The sequence below is a fragment of the uncultured Winogradskyella sp. genome (assembly GCF_947501905.1).
Classification (GTDB): Bacteria; Bacteroidota; Bacteroidia; order Flavobacteriales; family Flavobacteriaceae; genus Winogradskyella.
In genome coordinates, this window is the sequence record NZ_CANMXL010000002.1 from 314,119 (window position 1) to 329,260 (window position 15,142).

At 34.1% G+C, this 15,142-nt stretch carries 11 protein-coding genes; 6 read left to right on the top strand and 5 right to left on the bottom strand.

Features of this window, described 5'->3' with window-relative positions; all coding sequences use genetic code 11:
- The 3 genes from Q0770_RS05140 to Q0770_RS05150 all read right to left on the bottom strand — a co-directional run bounded on the left by Q0770_RS05140 (position 1) and on the right by Q0770_RS05150 (position 4,247).
- Positions 1 to 864: an ABC transporter permease gene (locus Q0770_RS05140; RefSeq protein WP_299114717.1), complete on the bottom strand. Its 864-nt coding sequence runs from the start codon at positions 862 to 864 to the stop codon at positions 1 to 3.
- A 101-nt stretch (positions 865 to 965) separates the two neighbouring features.
- Positions 966 to 3,449, bottom strand: a complete 2,484-nt coding sequence (locus tag Q0770_RS05145) for a tyrosine-protein kinase family protein (RefSeq protein WP_299114719.1) — start codon at positions 3,447 to 3,449, stop codon at positions 966 to 968.
- 3 nt (positions 3,450 to 3,452) lie between these two features.
- Positions 3,453 to 4,247, bottom strand: a complete 795-nt coding sequence (locus Q0770_RS05150; protein WP_299114721.1) for a polysaccharide biosynthesis/export family protein — start codon at positions 4,245 to 4,247, stop codon at positions 3,453 to 3,455.
- Positions 4,248 to 4,350: 103 nt separating this feature from the next.
- Between Q0770_RS05150 and Q0770_RS05155 the strand changes: the two genes are divergently transcribed.
- The 6 genes from Q0770_RS05155 to secA all read left to right on the top strand — a co-directional run bounded on the left by Q0770_RS05155 (position 4,351) and on the right by secA (position 12,582).
- Entirely contained in the window at positions 4,351 to 6,213 is a 1,863-nt protein-coding gene (locus Q0770_RS05155) for an ABC-F family ATP-binding cassette domain-containing protein (RefSeq protein ID WP_299114724.1), read from the top strand.
- Between the two features lie 3 nt (positions 6,214 to 6,216).
- Positions 6,217 to 6,987: an O-methyltransferase gene (locus Q0770_RS05160; RefSeq protein ID WP_299114725.1), complete on the top strand. Its 771-nt coding sequence runs from the start codon at positions 6,217 to 6,219 to the stop codon at positions 6,985 to 6,987.
- A gap of 86 nt (positions 6,988 to 7,073) precedes the next feature.
- Positions 7,074 to 7,760 (top strand): ABC transporter ATP-binding protein, encoded by a 687-nt coding sequence (locus Q0770_RS05165; protein WP_299114726.1) that lies wholly within the window; start codon positions 7,074 to 7,076, stop codon positions 7,758 to 7,760.
- Positions 7,761 to 7,855: 95 nt separating this feature from the next.
- Positions 7,856 to 8,431 carry a cob(I)yrinic acid a,c-diamide adenosyltransferase gene (locus Q0770_RS05170; RefSeq protein ID WP_299114727.1) on the top strand — a complete coding sequence of 192 codons (576 nt, stop codon included), beginning with the start codon at positions 7,856 to 7,858 and terminating at the stop codon, positions 8,429 to 8,431.
- 322 nt (positions 8,432 to 8,753) lie between these two features.
- Positions 8,754 to 8,975: a DUF2795 domain-containing protein gene (locus Q0770_RS05175; RefSeq protein ID WP_008272287.1), complete on the top strand. Its 222-nt coding sequence runs from the start codon at positions 8,754 to 8,756 to the stop codon at positions 8,973 to 8,975.
- A 247-nt stretch (positions 8,976 to 9,222) separates the two neighbouring features.
- A complete protein-coding gene (secA, locus tag Q0770_RS05180) occupies positions 9,223 to 12,582 on the top strand; it encodes a preprotein translocase subunit SecA (RefSeq protein ID WP_299114728.1) in 3,360 nt (1,119 codons plus the stop codon).
- A 145-nt stretch (positions 12,583 to 12,727) separates the two neighbouring features.
- On the opposite strand, the gene Q0770_RS05185 is transcribed toward secA, so the two are convergent.
- Entirely contained in the window at positions 12,728 to 13,414 is a 687-nt protein-coding gene (locus Q0770_RS05185; RefSeq protein WP_299114730.1) for a peptidoglycan DD-metalloendopeptidase family protein, read from the bottom strand.
- Between the two features lie 116 nt (positions 13,415 to 13,530).
- Positions 13,531 to 15,126, bottom strand: a complete 1,596-nt coding sequence (locus tag Q0770_RS05190; protein ID WP_299114732.1) for a hypothetical protein — start codon at positions 15,124 to 15,126, stop codon at positions 13,531 to 13,533.
- Positions 15,127 to 15,142 lie beyond the last annotated feature (16 nt).

A 15,142-nucleotide genomic window follows, 5' to 3' on the forward strand; every position in this document is an offset into this window, starting at 1 on the left:
CTAAACTGTATCTATAAACGTTTTTTCTGTTTTATTGAAAATAATAAGGCCTATAAAGAAAATAACAACAGTAATTAAACTTGTGTAGGCTAAACCTCTTAATGAAAAAGAGCCTTCATTTAGCAATACATATCGAGTAGCTTCTATAATATACGCCAGAGGATTATAATCTACTAACCATGCAAACTGAGGTAACTTTTCACGCATTAATGCCAATGGATACATCACTGCAGATACGTACATTAATAATTGGACACCGAAATTTAGCAAAAACTTGACATCTCTATATTTAGTAACCATTGATGATATAATCATACCCAATCCTAGACCTTGCAAGGCCATAAGAATTATTAATAACGGAAAAATAAAAATATATTCATTAATACTAATTGCAGCTCCATTTAGATAATAATAAATATAGAAGGCAATAAAGACTAATAACTGAATTAAAAAGCGTAATAAATTAGATATTACAGATGATAGAGGAGAAATAATTCTAGGAAAATATACTTTAGAAAATATCCCCGCATTACCACTAAACGTATTTGAGGTAGACGTTAAACAACTTTTAAAGTAATTCCATATAGAGATTCCAGCCAAATTGAACAAAAAAGGCGGTACTGTACCCGTTTCTATATTAGCAACTTTATTAAAAATTAATGTGAAGGTTAAGGCTGTAAATAGAGGCTGTATTAAATACCACAACGGTCCTAAAATGGTTTGTTTGTATACCGTAATAACATCTCGTTTAACAAAAAGCACCAATAAGTCTCGGTACTGCCAAATCTCCTTAAAATTAAAGTCTATAAGCTTACGCTTTGCAGAAATGGTGTATAACCAATTATCGTCTTGATGAAATTTCAAGTAAGTTACTATTTAGGGTTTTGCTAATATAACAATTATAACAAAGTCTTAAAATGAAACTTAAAGAAGTTGTTAATAGCAATATCTACTATAATAACTTATTATTTACGCTTAAAGATTTTTTTAACTCGACCTAAAAGGCTTTTCTTCTCTTTTTCGAGGTATGCATTGCCATAGGCTCCATAACCGTAACCATAGCCATAACCGTAGCCGTAGCCATAGCCATAGCCACTTCCTTTTTTATGCCTGTAGAAATTAAGTAAGAAATTAACATTCTTTAATTCTCCCTTTTGTTGCTTAGAGTTTACCAAAGCAAGCATGCCCTTTTTTGTGTAGTTTAATCGCACCATAAAAATAGTAGCATCTGCATGCTGAGATAATTCTAATGCATCCGTAACCAAACCGAGTGGTGGTGTATCTAACACAATCATATCATACTTAGTTTTCAACTCAGCAATTAATTCGCTCATACGTTCGCTCATTAATAACTCGGAAGGATTTGGTGGTATTGGACCTGATAAAATTATGTCTAGATTAGGTATATGCGTATTGTGAGTTATGCCATCTAAATCTGAATCATTAATAAGATAATTTACCGCTCCTTTATCATTCTTAACATCAAAATCATTAAAAATCTTCGGTTTTCTTAAATCTAAACCAACTAATACTGTTTTCTTACCTGTAAGCGCGTAAACTGTTGCTGTATTAATCGAACAAAATGTTTTCCCTTCACCACTAATCGAAGAGGTAAACATTAGTGTTTTTGAACCATCTGGACTCTTTTGATTTTTATATATGAATTGTAAGCTAGATCGAATAGACCTAAACGATTCTGCTACAGCAGATTTAGGTTTTTCAAAAGCTACCAAATTATTTTTGTATTCGTACTTACCAACTAAACCAATAATTGGAATTTTTGACAAACGCTCGACATCTTCAGATGTATGAATATTATTATCAAAAATAAATATGACAAATATTATCAGAGACGGTATAAGTCCGCCCAATAAAAGTGCCATCATATAATTTAGCGATTTCTTTGGTCCTATTGGCCCATTACCAACATCCTTAGCTGCATCAATCATAGTAATATCAGAAACATTAGCTGCTTTAACAATAGCAGCTTCAGAACGTTTTGCTTGATACACATTATAGGCTTCTTGACTAATGTCTAACCTACGTTGTATTTTTAAAAACTCTTGCTGTTCTTTCGGCAACTTTTTTAATTCACTCTCAAGTTTTGCGATTGAACTATTCAATGAACTGAGTTGCAAATTGACACCACGTTTGGCAGCACTAATCAACTCAAAAGTAACATTCTTCTCTGCATCAATTTGTGCATCTAATCGTCGTAATAAAATAGAACCTTCACGTGCTGTCTTTTCTTGATTCTGACGCTGTATTGCTAAACTTGTTAATTTTCCTATGCTATTTAATAGGCCACTTTCTTCAATACCAACAGATGTAGGTGCAGCTATATTTGTATAATCTGATTTGTTTCGTAAATAGTTTTCAAGGTTATCTAAATAATTAACTTTTGTCCGTTCTGATTCTCTACTAGTCTCATATTCTTTAAGGCGTTCAGAGGTATTTGAAATATCATCAGAGACATTAAACACTTTGTTGGATGACCTAAAATCATCCATTTCTTGATTAACGCCTTTAATATCATCTCCAACAGCTGCCATTGTACTATCTATAAAAGCGATAGTGTTAGTCGCATACAAGTTTTTTGTACGTAATTCTGTTTCTCTTAATATCTCAGTAGTGGCATTTAAGTAGTCTACTATCTTTGCCTTATTATTACCGGATTGCGCTAGGGATAATACTGTAGAACTTCCTCTAAAAAAAGAGACATTCACACTATTTTGAAACCCAGAAACAAGACCATCAAAATTCAAAAAATGAATAAAGTACTGATTATTGGTATCTGGAGTTCTTCCATTACGCTTATTTATGACTCCATTAAAAAATGGCAATTGCACTGGCTGTCCATAAGTAAATTCTTGTTCGAAAACTCCTGACGAGACACTAAAACTTTTTATTGAACGATCAGAATAACGTTGACAGCTGACACTCTGCGTTTCAAGAAAATCATAGATTAATTTATATGTATTGTCATTAATATGCTTAATTTCTATTGGACGCCCCAGCATTTGGTACTCCGCCTTATCTATTTCGACATCGTAAGGAGATGCTTTATAAATATCTAGCAAATGGTATTTTCCTTGCTTTAGATATTGCTTATAGAATTGTAGAGAATCTATAACCAACTCATTATGGCTACGAGTTGCTATAGTGGTCATTACTTTGCCAAGTTTCCCCGAAACACCACCCCAATTAAAAGAAATACTAGTATTGGCTGTAAAAAAAGGATTTTGTTCGGACTCTACAGATACTAATGCATTTAAGCGATAAATATTCTGCTTCCTAACATTGATATAATGTGATATACCCAAAGCAATAGCAACAGATATTCCTATAAAAAGCCAATTGCGTAGAATCTTAAATAAAAAGCCCTGAAAATCAAAAGTCAATCGACCCTTTGAGTCATCAAATTCAAAATCTTGATCTAAATTGGTCATAAATTATAGTCTATCAATCAATATAACAGTACTTGTAACTACAGTAATTATACTCAATATCGTTGTAAAAGTTTGAATACCATTAGTTCCGGTTCCAAGTGATTTTTGCACCAATGGATCTACAATTATTACATCATTAGGCTGAATATAATAGTATGGTGATTTCATCACATTAATATCTGTTAGGTCTAAACGATGAATCTCTTGCCCATGAGGATACTGTCTTAATATTCTAACTTCTTTTCTGTTACCTTCTATAGGGATGTCACCTGCATTAGCAATGGCTTCTAAAATAGTTGCGCGCTCTTGAAAAAGTACTTGAGAGCCTGTACTATTGATTTCTCCTAATGTTGTATATCTTAAACCTGCTAGTTTTACTGTAACAAATATTTGTGAAAACTCATTAAATTCTGTTTCTAACAAACGTTTTTTTATTAAATCTTCTATTTCAGTAGCGGTTAAATTTAATACTTGAAATTCCTCAAGCTGAGGGATTTTAATATTACCCCTTAAATCTACTGTAAAACCATCAAAATAGGCACGTTCTTGAGGGCTTGCCTCTAGAGAACCTTCACCTGTAGGATTGAAAATTGTTGCATCCTCTTGATTAAGGACTTTAATTCTAATGTTTAAAATATCGTTAATCTGAACACGATAAGGCTTTTGCTGCTCAACTAAGCTAGGAATAGTATCATTTGTATTGCCTTTATCCTGAAGGTAAATAATATCTTTCTGAGGAATACACGATGTACATAACAAAAGTCCTAAGCAGATAACAGCTAACAAATACCGAGTCATATATAAATAAGGTTTGCACACAAATATAATCTAACGCTAGAAATAACAAAACTATTGAGTTGCTTTTTGGATTAATTCCCATATTTGCAAAAAACCGAACAACTTGAATTACCTTAATGTTGAAAACATATCAAAGTCCTATGGTGAGCTAGAATTGTTCAGCAATATCTCTTTTAGCATACATAAAAACCAAAAGATTGCTTTTGTAGCCAAAAACGGAAGTGGAAAAACGTCTATACTTAATATTTTATCTGGTAAAGACGCGACTGATTCTGGACAAGTTGTAATTCGTAAAGGTTTAAGACTGGCTTTTCTAGATCAAGAACCAAATCTTGATAGCAAACTCACAATTGAAGAAACCATTTTTGCAAGTGATTTACCTATTCTAAAAGTTATTGAAACATATGAAAAAGCACTTCAAAATCCTGAGGATACAGAAACCTATCAATTAGCTTTCGAAGACATGGACAGGCATAATGCTTGGGAGTTCGAAACACAGTTTCAACAAATATTATCACAACTAAAACTCAATGACTTAAAAGCGAAAATAAGTTCGCTTTCAGGAGGACAAAAAAAACGTTTATCATTAGCACAAGCTCTAATAAGTAAACCTGACATTCTTATTCTGGATGAGCCAACAAACCATCTAGATCTTGAAATGATTGAATGGCTAGAAGATTATTTTGCTAAAACCCAGCAGACATTATTCATGGTAACACATGACCGTTACTTTTTAGAGCGTGTTTGTAACGAAATTATCGAATTAGATCACGGCAAAATGTTCACTTACAAAGGTAATTACTCTTACTACCTCGAAAAAAAGGAAGACCGTATTGCCAATGAATTAACCGAAGTTGGTAAGGCCAAACAACTCTTTAAGAAAGAACTCGACTGGATGCGTCGTCAACCAAAAGCACGTACTACAAAATCTAAAAGCCGTATTGATGATTTCTTTGAAATAAAAAAGAAAGCGCATCAACGCCGTAAAGACCATGTTATTCAGCTTGAAATTAGCATGGAACGTTTAGGTAGTAAAATTGTTGAGTTTCATAACGTTTCAAAAGCCTTTAAAGACAAAGTAATTCTTAATGGTTTTGATTACACCTTTAAAAAAGGAGAACGTATTGGCATTATTGGAAAAAATGGCACAGGAAAATCTACATTCCTAAACATGCTTACCCAATCCATGCAACCAGATGGTGGAAAAATCGTCGTTGGGGAAACCGTAAAATTTGGTTATTATACACAAGGTGGCATAAAGGCAAAACCAAACCAAAAAGTTATTGATGTTGTTAGAGATTATGGCGATTATATCCCATTAGCAAAAGGGAGACAAATAAGTGCACAACAATTATTAGAACGTTTCTTATTTGACCGAAAAAAGCAATATGATTTTGTTGAAAAATTGAGTGGCGGCGAGCAAAAACGTTTGTATTTATGTACCGTTTTAATTCAGAATCCCAATGTTTTAATTTTAGATGAACCTACCAACGATCTAGATATCGTAACGCTTAACGTCCTCGAAAGCTTCTTGTTAGATTTCCCTGGTTGTCTACTGGTAGTTTCTCACGACCGTTACTTCATGGATAAAATTGTAGATCATTTGTTTGTATTTCAAGGTGAAGGTATTGTAGATGATTTCCCAGGAAATTATTCTGATTACCGCACTTATGAAAATAGTCAACCTAAACAAGTCTCAAAATCGGAAAAGACTGAAAATATTGAGGTAACGAAACAAAATCAAGCTAATAAGTTATCTTATAACGAGCAGAAAGAATACAAAAACTTAGAATCTAAAATCCGTTCTTTAGAATTGGATAAAAAAGCTTTAGAAGCTAAATTCTTAAATCCTGATTTATCACAAGATGATATAGCAAAACTATCTGAAGACTTGCAAGTTATAATAGTTACTATAGAAGAAAAAGAAATGCGATGGTTTGAACTAGCTGAAAAATTTGAAGGATAATTAATGTATCAAATACTTGCATACATAAAGTTTTTATTAAAATCTACCAACCAACATGGTGTACACTCCCCGTTTGTATATGATTTTATAACAAAATGCCTCTATGATAATACGCAATATGAAGCTTACAGCAATATAAAAGCATTTAGAAAGCAGTTATTACAATCTAAAGACACTCTTGAGATAAAAGATTTTGGAGTTGGCTCAAAACGCATGAGTGCCAATAAGCGTAGTGTTTCAAAAATGGTAAAAAATTCTAGCAGTAGTCTTAAAGACACCAAATTACTTTTCAGAATATCCCAATATTTTCAATTCAAGTACACATTAGAGTTAGGCACTTCTTTAGGTGTCGGTACACAAGCGCTGTCTTTAGGAAATGCATCAAACAAAATCATAACAATAGAAGGTTGTCCAAATACATTTCAATACTCAAAAAACAAATTCAAAGTATTAGAACTTTCAAATATATCGCCTATTAATTCAGATTTTAAATCAGCCATTAAACAATTAGGTAAGAAAACTTTAGACTGTATTTTCTTTGATGGACATCACAATAGAGAAGCTACCTTAGAATATTTTAACTTACTTATATCAAAAACACATAACGATTCTGTTTTCATATTTGACGACATCTATTGGTCTAAAGACATGACTCAAGCTTGGAGGGAAATCATTTTAGATTCAAGAATAACAGCTTCAGTAGACTGCTTTAATTTAGGCTTTGCTTTTTTCAGAAAAGAGCAACCAAAACAACATTTTACAATCAGATTGTAACAAGCTCCCAATTTTAACGTCTTATTCAGACAACAGCTTTTTAATTATTTTATCTTGCAAAAGATTTAGCTAAAAGACCAACAAATATGAGTGACAACGTCATTGAAATCAGAAACATCATCAGAGATTTTAAACTAGGTCAAGAGACCGTTCACGTACTTAAAGGCATTGATTTAGATATAAAGCGTGGTGAATATGTTGCCATCATGGGACCATCTGGTTCTGGTAAATCTACGCTAATGAATCTTTTAGGTTGTTTAGATACACCAACAGCTGGTTCATATTTACTAAACGGAAATGATGTTAGTGAGATGTCAGATGATGAGTTGGCAGAAATTAGAAACACAGAGATTGGTTTCGTTTTTCAAACCTTTAACCTTCTACCAAGAACAACAGCTTTAGATAACGTAGCATTACCAATGATATATGCGGGTGCTTCAAAAAAACAGCGTGTCGAGCGTGCATCAGAAGTACTAACAGATGTTGGCCTTGATGACCGTATGGATCATAAACCCAATCAGCTTTCTGGCGGACAGCGCCAACGTGTGGCTGTTGGTCGTGCCTTAGTAAACAGGCCATCTATAATTCTTGCCGATGAGCCAACAGGAAACTTAGATTCAAAAACAGGAGAAGAAATTATGGCACTTTTTGACGAGATACATTCTAAGGGTAATACAGTAATTATGGTAACTCATGAAGAGGATATTGCGGCACACGCCAAACGCGTCATCCGCTTACGCGATGGTATTATTGAAAGTGATACATTTAATTAAAAGTCAGAGAAATAAATTTCTAATTCTCAGTTATATTCACTTTATTTTTTCTCCTAAGTTTTCTCTTTTCCCTTTTCAACTTGTAACTTTACATTATGAAAATCTATACAAAAACAGGAGATAAAGGTACAACTGCTCTATTTGGCGGCACTCGTGTTCCTAAACATCATATACGTATTGAAAGTTATGGTACCATAGACGAGCTCAATTCATATATTGGTTTAATTAGAGACCAAGCTATTGACCCAATGCATAAAAAGGTCTTGATGGAAATACAAGACCGCCTATTTACCGTTGGCGCTATTTTAGCTACTGACCCAGAAAAAGCGACTTTAAAAAACGGAAAAAACCGTTTAAATATTCCTAAAATATCCGAAGCTGACATCAAACTTCTTGAAGATAATATGGATAGTATGAATGCTACATTACCACCAATGACGCATTTTGTTTTACCTGGCGGCCATCAAACTGTGTCATTCTGTCACATTGCACGTACCGTATGCCGTAGGGCAGAGCGTTTAGCGAGCCATCTTAATGATTTAGAGCCTTTTCAACCTGAAACATTAATGTATATCAACCGACTATCTGACTATCTTTTTGTATTGGCACGGAAGTTGTCTCATGAGTTACAAGCAGATGAAGTAAAATGGATACCTAAAAAGGAATCTTAAACCTTATTTGTCTAGGATTAGCAAACGCAATACGCCAATCCGAAAAGTTATGAAACAAGCATGTTCAAAATTTTATCATCAAAAGAGAATGATTAGTTGCGAACAGCATGTGTCTGCTAAAAAGCAGTAATAAAAACACATGAAATTATACGTTCTTTATATTGATGAGTAAACATTTATAAATTATTCTAATTAATAGAAATATAGATGTTCAGCGAGACCAATTTTGAATAATATTATTCTACCAAGCTAAATAATTTAATTTTTTCTTGACTTTTTAAACTAAAAAATTATTTTTGCAAAAATTAAAACGCAATAGCAAATGTATTGGACATTAGAATTAGCATCGTATTTAAGTGATGCACCTTGGCCAGCAACTAAAGATGAATTAATCGATTACGCGATTAGAACTGGAGCTCCTCTTGAAGTTGTAGAAAATTTACAAGCTATAGAAGACGAAGGTGACTCTTATGATTCTATAGAAGAAATCTGGCCAGATTATCCAACTGACGAAGATTACCTCTGGAACGAGGACGAATATTAATACTATAAAAATTACACTAAAAAAAGTCTCTTTCGTTTTAACGATATTGAGACTTTTTTTGTTTGAGATGGTTTCATCAAACCTAATACAAAACGTATATTTGAAACTGCCATATTGAGCATTGCTTGAAACAAAATGTATTTTGTTGAGAGTATTTTGCAAAGCAAAACGAAATGCCTTCAAAGGCCAAATAAAAAACTAATACAAAAGCAACTTCGGTGAGCTTTTTATAAACATACATACCAAAATGGGATTACTAGATTCAGTACTTAAAGTTTTTGTTGGAGACAAATCCAAACAAGACGTCAAGTCCATAATGCCTATCGTAGAGAAAGTTAAAGCTTTTGAGCAATCTTTAGAAGCCTTATCGCATGACGAGTTAAGAGCAAAAACAGTAGAATTTAAAGCTACAATTGCACATGCACGTGCACCTTTTAATGCTCGCATTGATGAGCTTAATACCAAAGCAGAAAACACAGAAGATATTGATGAGCGTGAAGATATCTATCAAGAAATTGATAGTATTAAAGACGAAATCTACACAACAACCGAAGATGTATTAAACGACATTCTGCCAGAAGCCTTTGCTGTTGTTAAAGAAACTGCAAAACGTTTTGTAAACAATACTGAGATTAAGGTTACAGCAAATGCTTACGATAGAGAAATCTCTGGAGATAATGATTATGTAACTCTCAAAGGCGACAATGCACTTTGGGCCAACTCGTGGGATGCAGCTGGTAAGCCCATAACTTGGGATATGGTTCATTATGACGTTCAGTTAATTGGTGGTATTGCCATGCATCAAGGTAAAATTGCAGAAATGCAAACTGGTGAAGGTAAAACTTTGGTAGCAACATTACCGGTTTACCTGAATGCCTTAGCTGGTCGTGGAGTTCACTTAGTAACCGTAAATGACTACTTAGCAAAGCGTGATAGTGCTTGGATGGCACCATTATTCCAGTTTCATGGCTTAAGTGTCGATTGTATAGATTACCACAGACCAAACTCTGACGCACGTCGTAAAGCGTATAATGCTGATATTACCTACGGAACAAATAACGAATTTGGTTTTGATTACCTACGTGATAACATGGCACATTCGCCTGATGACTTGGTACAACGTCCACATCATTATGCAATTGTCGATGAGGTCGATTCTGTATTAATTGATGATGCTCGTACACCATTAATTATCTCTGGTCCTATTCCTAAAGGCGATGAGCATGAGTTTGATGTTTTAAAACCTAAGGTGCAGCAAATAGAAGAAGTACAACGTAAATATTTAGTTGGTGTCCTTGCTGAAGCTAAAAAACTAATTGCAGCTGGTGACACTAAAGAAGGTGGTTTTCAATTATTACGAGTTTATAGAGGTATTCCAAAAAATAAAGCATTAATTAAGTTTTTAAGTGAAGAAGGTATCAAGCAACTCCTTCAGAAAACAGAGAACTTCTACATGCAGGATAACAATAGAGAGATGCCTAAAGTAGATGCAGAACTCTATTATGTTATTGATGAAAAAAACAATCAGGTAGAATTATCTGATAAAGGTGTCGAATTTCTTTCTGGAAAAGACGACCCAAATTTCTTTGTGATGCCAGAAATGGGCACTGAAATTGCAAAGATTGAAAACAAAGGCTTATCGTCAGAAGATGAAGCTGCTGAAAAAGAAGTATTATTTCGTGATTTCTCAGTAAAATCAGAGCGTATACATACATTAAATCAGCTTTTAAAAGCTTACGCGCTTTTCGAAAAAGATACGCAGTATGTGGTTATGGACAACAAAGTAATGATTGTCGATGAGCAAACTGGTCGTATTATGGATGGGCGTCGTTATTCTGATGGATTACACCAAGCGATTGAAGCTAAAGAAAATGTAAAGATTGAAGATGCAACGCAAACTTTTGCTACAGTAACACTTCAAAATTACTTCCGTATGTACCGTAAGTTATCTGGTATGACGGGTACTGCAGTTACAGAAGCAGGTGAGCTTTGGGAAATTTACAAATTAGATGTAGTAGAAATACCTACCAACAGACCAATCGCTCGTGATGACAGAGAAGATTTAGTTTATAAAACAAAGCGTGAAAAGTATAATGCTGTTGTTGATGAAGTCACTAAACTATCACAAGAAGGAAGACCAGTTCTTATTGGTACAACTTCGGTAGATATATCAGAATTATTAGGAAAAATATTAACGCAGCGTAAAATTTCGCATAACGTACTTAATGCCAAGCAACACAAACGTGAAGCAGATATTGTTGCCGAAGCTGGTAATGCTGGTCAAGTAACAATTGCTACAAACATGGCTGGTCGTGGTACCGATATTAAATTATCTGACGAGGTAAAAGCCGCAGGTGGTTTAGCCATTGTTGGTACTGAGCGTCACGATTCTCGTCGTGTAGATAGACAGTTGCGTGGTCGTGCTGGTCGTCAAGGAGACCCAGGAAGTTCACAATTTTATGTGTCTCTAGAAGACAACTTAATGCGTTTGTTTGGTAGTGAGCGTATTGCTAAGATGATGGATAAAATGGGCCTTAAAGAAGGGGAAGTTATTCAGCATAGTATGATATCTAAGTCTATTGAACGTGCTCAAAAAAAAGTTGAAGAAAACCAATTTGGTGTTCGTAAGCGCTTATTAGAATATGATGATGTTATGAATGCACAACGTGAAGTGGTTTACAAGCGTCGTCGTCATGCTTTAGATGGTGTAAGATTGCGTGTAGACTTAGCCAACATGATTTTTGACACATCAGAAATCATTGCAGATACTAATAAGGAAGCTAACGATTATAAGAACTTTGAGTTTGAACTCATTCGCTATTTCTCTATGGCGTCTCCTATTTCTGAAGCTGAATTTGCTAAAATGGGCGCTCAAGAAATTGCTGGTGTCGTTTACAAAACAGCTTTTGCACACTACAGAGATAAAATGCAGCGTGCAGCAGATTTAGCTTACCCAGTAATTGAAAATGTTTACAATACACAGCGTGATAAATTTAAGCGAATTGTTGTACCATTTACAGATGGCACAAAAACACTACAAGTAGTTACTGACCTTGAAAAGGCATACGAATCAAAAGGTACGCAACTGATTAATGATTTTGAAAAAAACATTACGCTAGCCATTGTTGATGATGCTTGGAAAACGCATTTGCGTAAAATGGACGAGTTAAAGCAATCTGTACAATTAGCAGTACACGAACAGAAAGATCCATTACTAATCTATAAGTTTGAAGCTTTTGAACTGTTCAAAGTTATGATTGACCAAGTAAATAAGGATGTGATTTCATTCTTGTTTAAAGGTGAAATTCCTCAAGACACAGCAAATAATCTTCAGGAAGCTAAGGCGCGTCGTCAAGAGAAAACAACAGAACAAAAAGACGAAATCCAAAATATGGATGAGCGTGCTGCACAAAGTCGTGCTGTTGGTGAAGGTGCTTCTCGTCGCCAGCAACAAGTCGTTGAAACGATTGTACGTGAGCAACCAAAAATTGGACGTAACGACCGTGTCACCATAAAACACGTGATGAGTGGTGAAGCTAAAACCGTAAAATACAAACAAGCCATTCCTTTAATTGATAAAGGCGAATGGGTTTTGGTGGAAGACTAAGTCACTAAGCGACATTTAACAATAAAATCTCATATATACTAAATCCTGATGTTCACCGCATCAGGATTTTTTTATGTTGGCATTGCCATTTGAAAAACTGAACTTCGTCTAACATCAAATAAAAACATTAAACAAAACTTCAAAATTACTCCATCCTCAACAACAAATTAGGATCTGGGCAATTGGTACTATAAAATTCTAAATCGTTCTGATTTGAAACCCCAGGATAATCTCCTAAATAACCTTGCATATCTTTTATAATCTGAAAATGTAAATGTGGCGGATAATCACCATTTTCTTCTACAGTACCTAAAATGGCTATTTGCTGTCCTTTTATAATGGTATCACCTATCTGTTTTTTGCTTAAAGATTTTAAGCTTAAATGCCCATAAAGCGTATAAAATTCAATACCATTATGTTGGTGTTCTAAAATGAGTGTTGGACCATAATCTCCATAACCAGAGTTGTCATTAAAACTATGTAGTTGCCCATCTAAAGGTGTATAAATTGCCGTATTAGCCTCAATCCATAAGTCTATACCTAAATGGATATTTCGCTCGGTTTCAGGGTTATTCTGGTTAAAATTTTCGCTTCGGTTATAAATACCTCGCTTTTCGAGATAACCGCCATATGCCACTTTAGCATTATTGACTTTTATATGATTCGAGACATAACACCCTAAATCATCAGAATTTGAGACATCTACATTAACTAAATCCTTATTAGTTACTGATAAATCTAATGGCACATAATCTGCTTTGTTATAAAACTCTCCTAATACTGGAAATGGATTTAGAGATTGTAACGTAGATTCAAATTCAGGGATAATCATAAACTAAAAATTTCCATAAAAATACAAATCAATTTTATGGAAAACAGAAAAGAAAATTATAGAATTTGTAATTAAGCTTAGACCAAATCCTATATTAAAAAAGAAATGGTCTAAGACTAATTTGTAGTTATAGTACTATACTTTGCATTTAATACAATGGTTTTACCAGAGCTACCATTAACTGTTTTACTTTTTGTAATCTCGTCATTGAATTTAGAACGCTCACCTCTAAACATTAAACTATAATCTACATTTGGTAACTTTACCCAAGCATCACTATTTTCTAGTATAATATTTAGATTATTAAAAGTGTCTAGGATGTTGTGTATGGTTAACTCATCAAAACTACCATCAATAATGTTGTTACCAGATAAGTAATCTACATTAACTTTAGAGGAGTTAGAATTTAATGTTAAGTTCTGAACATTTTTTAATAACGCATCATCAACATAATTAAGTCCCAAAGTACCATTTTTCCAATCACTAACTAAAACGCTAGAATATGAAACATTGATGGAAGTGTCACTTCCATCAATGTTTTTTGCTAATAAATTTGTGTGAGACAGATTACCTTTTGCATTGTGTATTGCTGAAGCTATCTTAAGTTCACCATGTCTAACATTAAGCTTTAACTTAGCCTTCTTAGGCATCTTAATTTTTATAACACGCTTTACTTGACTATTTGCTTTTCCGTATCGGTTTACAAAAATAGACTCTCTTCTTTTTTGCATTTTGTCTTTACGCTTAGCTAGCTCTTCTACTCTCTTCTCACGCTCTTTAGCTCTTTGTTCATGGCGCTTTTCCATCTTCTCTGCTCTTTTCTCCATAGCCTCAGCACGTTTTTCCATAACCTTAGCTTTTTTCTCCATTTGTTTTTCAAAACGTTTTCCCCAAGCTTCCATTTTTTCGCCCCATTCTTCACCAAATTTCTCTCCAAATTCTTCGCCCCATTTTTCCATGTCTTTGCCAAACTTTTCTCCAAATTCTTCACCCCATTTCTCCATATCCTTTGACCATTTGCCTTCAAAACGCCTTCCATATTCCTCGCCCCATTTTGCCATTTTTTCTTGGTAACCAGATTCTGCAAACTTTTTAGCCCATTCTTCCATACGTTTTTGCAACTCCTTACCACCTTTCTTTTCATATTTCTTACTCCATTCAGCTAAATATGTTTCGCCATCTTTTTGATATTTATCATAATCAAATTTAATAGTAGTTACACCTTCAGGCAACTCTGGAAGCTCAGGAAATTCTGGCATTTCTGGCATTTCTGGCATCTCAGGTAAATTTGGAAAATTAGCCATGTTTGGCATTACCAATAATTCTGGTAATTCTGGCATTTCTGGTATATCTGCTAATTTAAACTCTAAGTCTTTAAGAATTTCATCATAAGAGTCTCCAGAAAACAACTCATATCGTCTACTGCCTTCTGAAGATATGACTACATTATCCATAGAGGCATCAACGTTAAGATTCCATGCTTTTAAAGATTTTTCCAATTCTTCTCCAGACAACTTACTACTTTCTATATGGGCTTCTACTTCTACAACATCTTTGTCCCATGTTTCAATCTCGATTTCTACATAGTTAGTGTTTAAATCTACAACAACATCTTTGTTGACTTTAATGGTCTGAGAGGTTTTGTTTAGTTTCTTCTGCGCAAAACCTATTGTGGTGATTAAGCACAGGGTTAAAATTTTAATTGTCTTCATTTTGTTTTGGTTTTTA

Coding starts and splice junctions, on each gene's coding strand:
- Q0770_RS05160 (WP_299114725.1), top strand. CDS start 6,217: ATGTATCAAATACTTGCATACATAAAGTTTTTATTAAAATCTACCAAC.
- Q0770_RS05175 (WP_008272287.1), top strand. CDS start 8,754: ATGTATTGGACATTAGAATTAGCATCGTATTTAAGTGATGCACCTTGG.
- Q0770_RS05170 (WP_299114727.1), top strand. CDS start 7,856: ATGAAAATCTATACAAAAACAGGAGATAAAGGTACAACTGCTCTATTT.
- Q0770_RS05145 (WP_299114719.1), bottom strand. CDS start 3,449: ATGACCAATTTAGATCAAGATTTTGAATTTGATGACTCAAAGGGTCGA.
- Q0770_RS05165 (WP_299114726.1), top strand. CDS start 7,074: ATGAGTGACAACGTCATTGAAATCAGAAACATCATCAGAGATTTTAAA.
- Q0770_RS05190 (WP_299114732.1), bottom strand. CDS start 15,126: ATGAAGACAATTAAAATTTTAACCCTGTGCTTAATCACCACAATAGGT.
- Q0770_RS05150 (WP_299114721.1), bottom strand. CDS start 4,247: ATGACTCGGTATTTGTTAGCTGTTATCTGCTTAGGACTTTTGTTATGT.
- secA (WP_299114728.1), top strand. CDS start 9,223: ATGGGATTACTAGATTCAGTACTTAAAGTTTTTGTTGGAGACAAATCC.
- Q0770_RS05185 (WP_299114730.1), bottom strand. CDS start 13,414: ATGATTATCCCTGAATTTGAATCTACGTTACAATCTCTAAATCCATTT.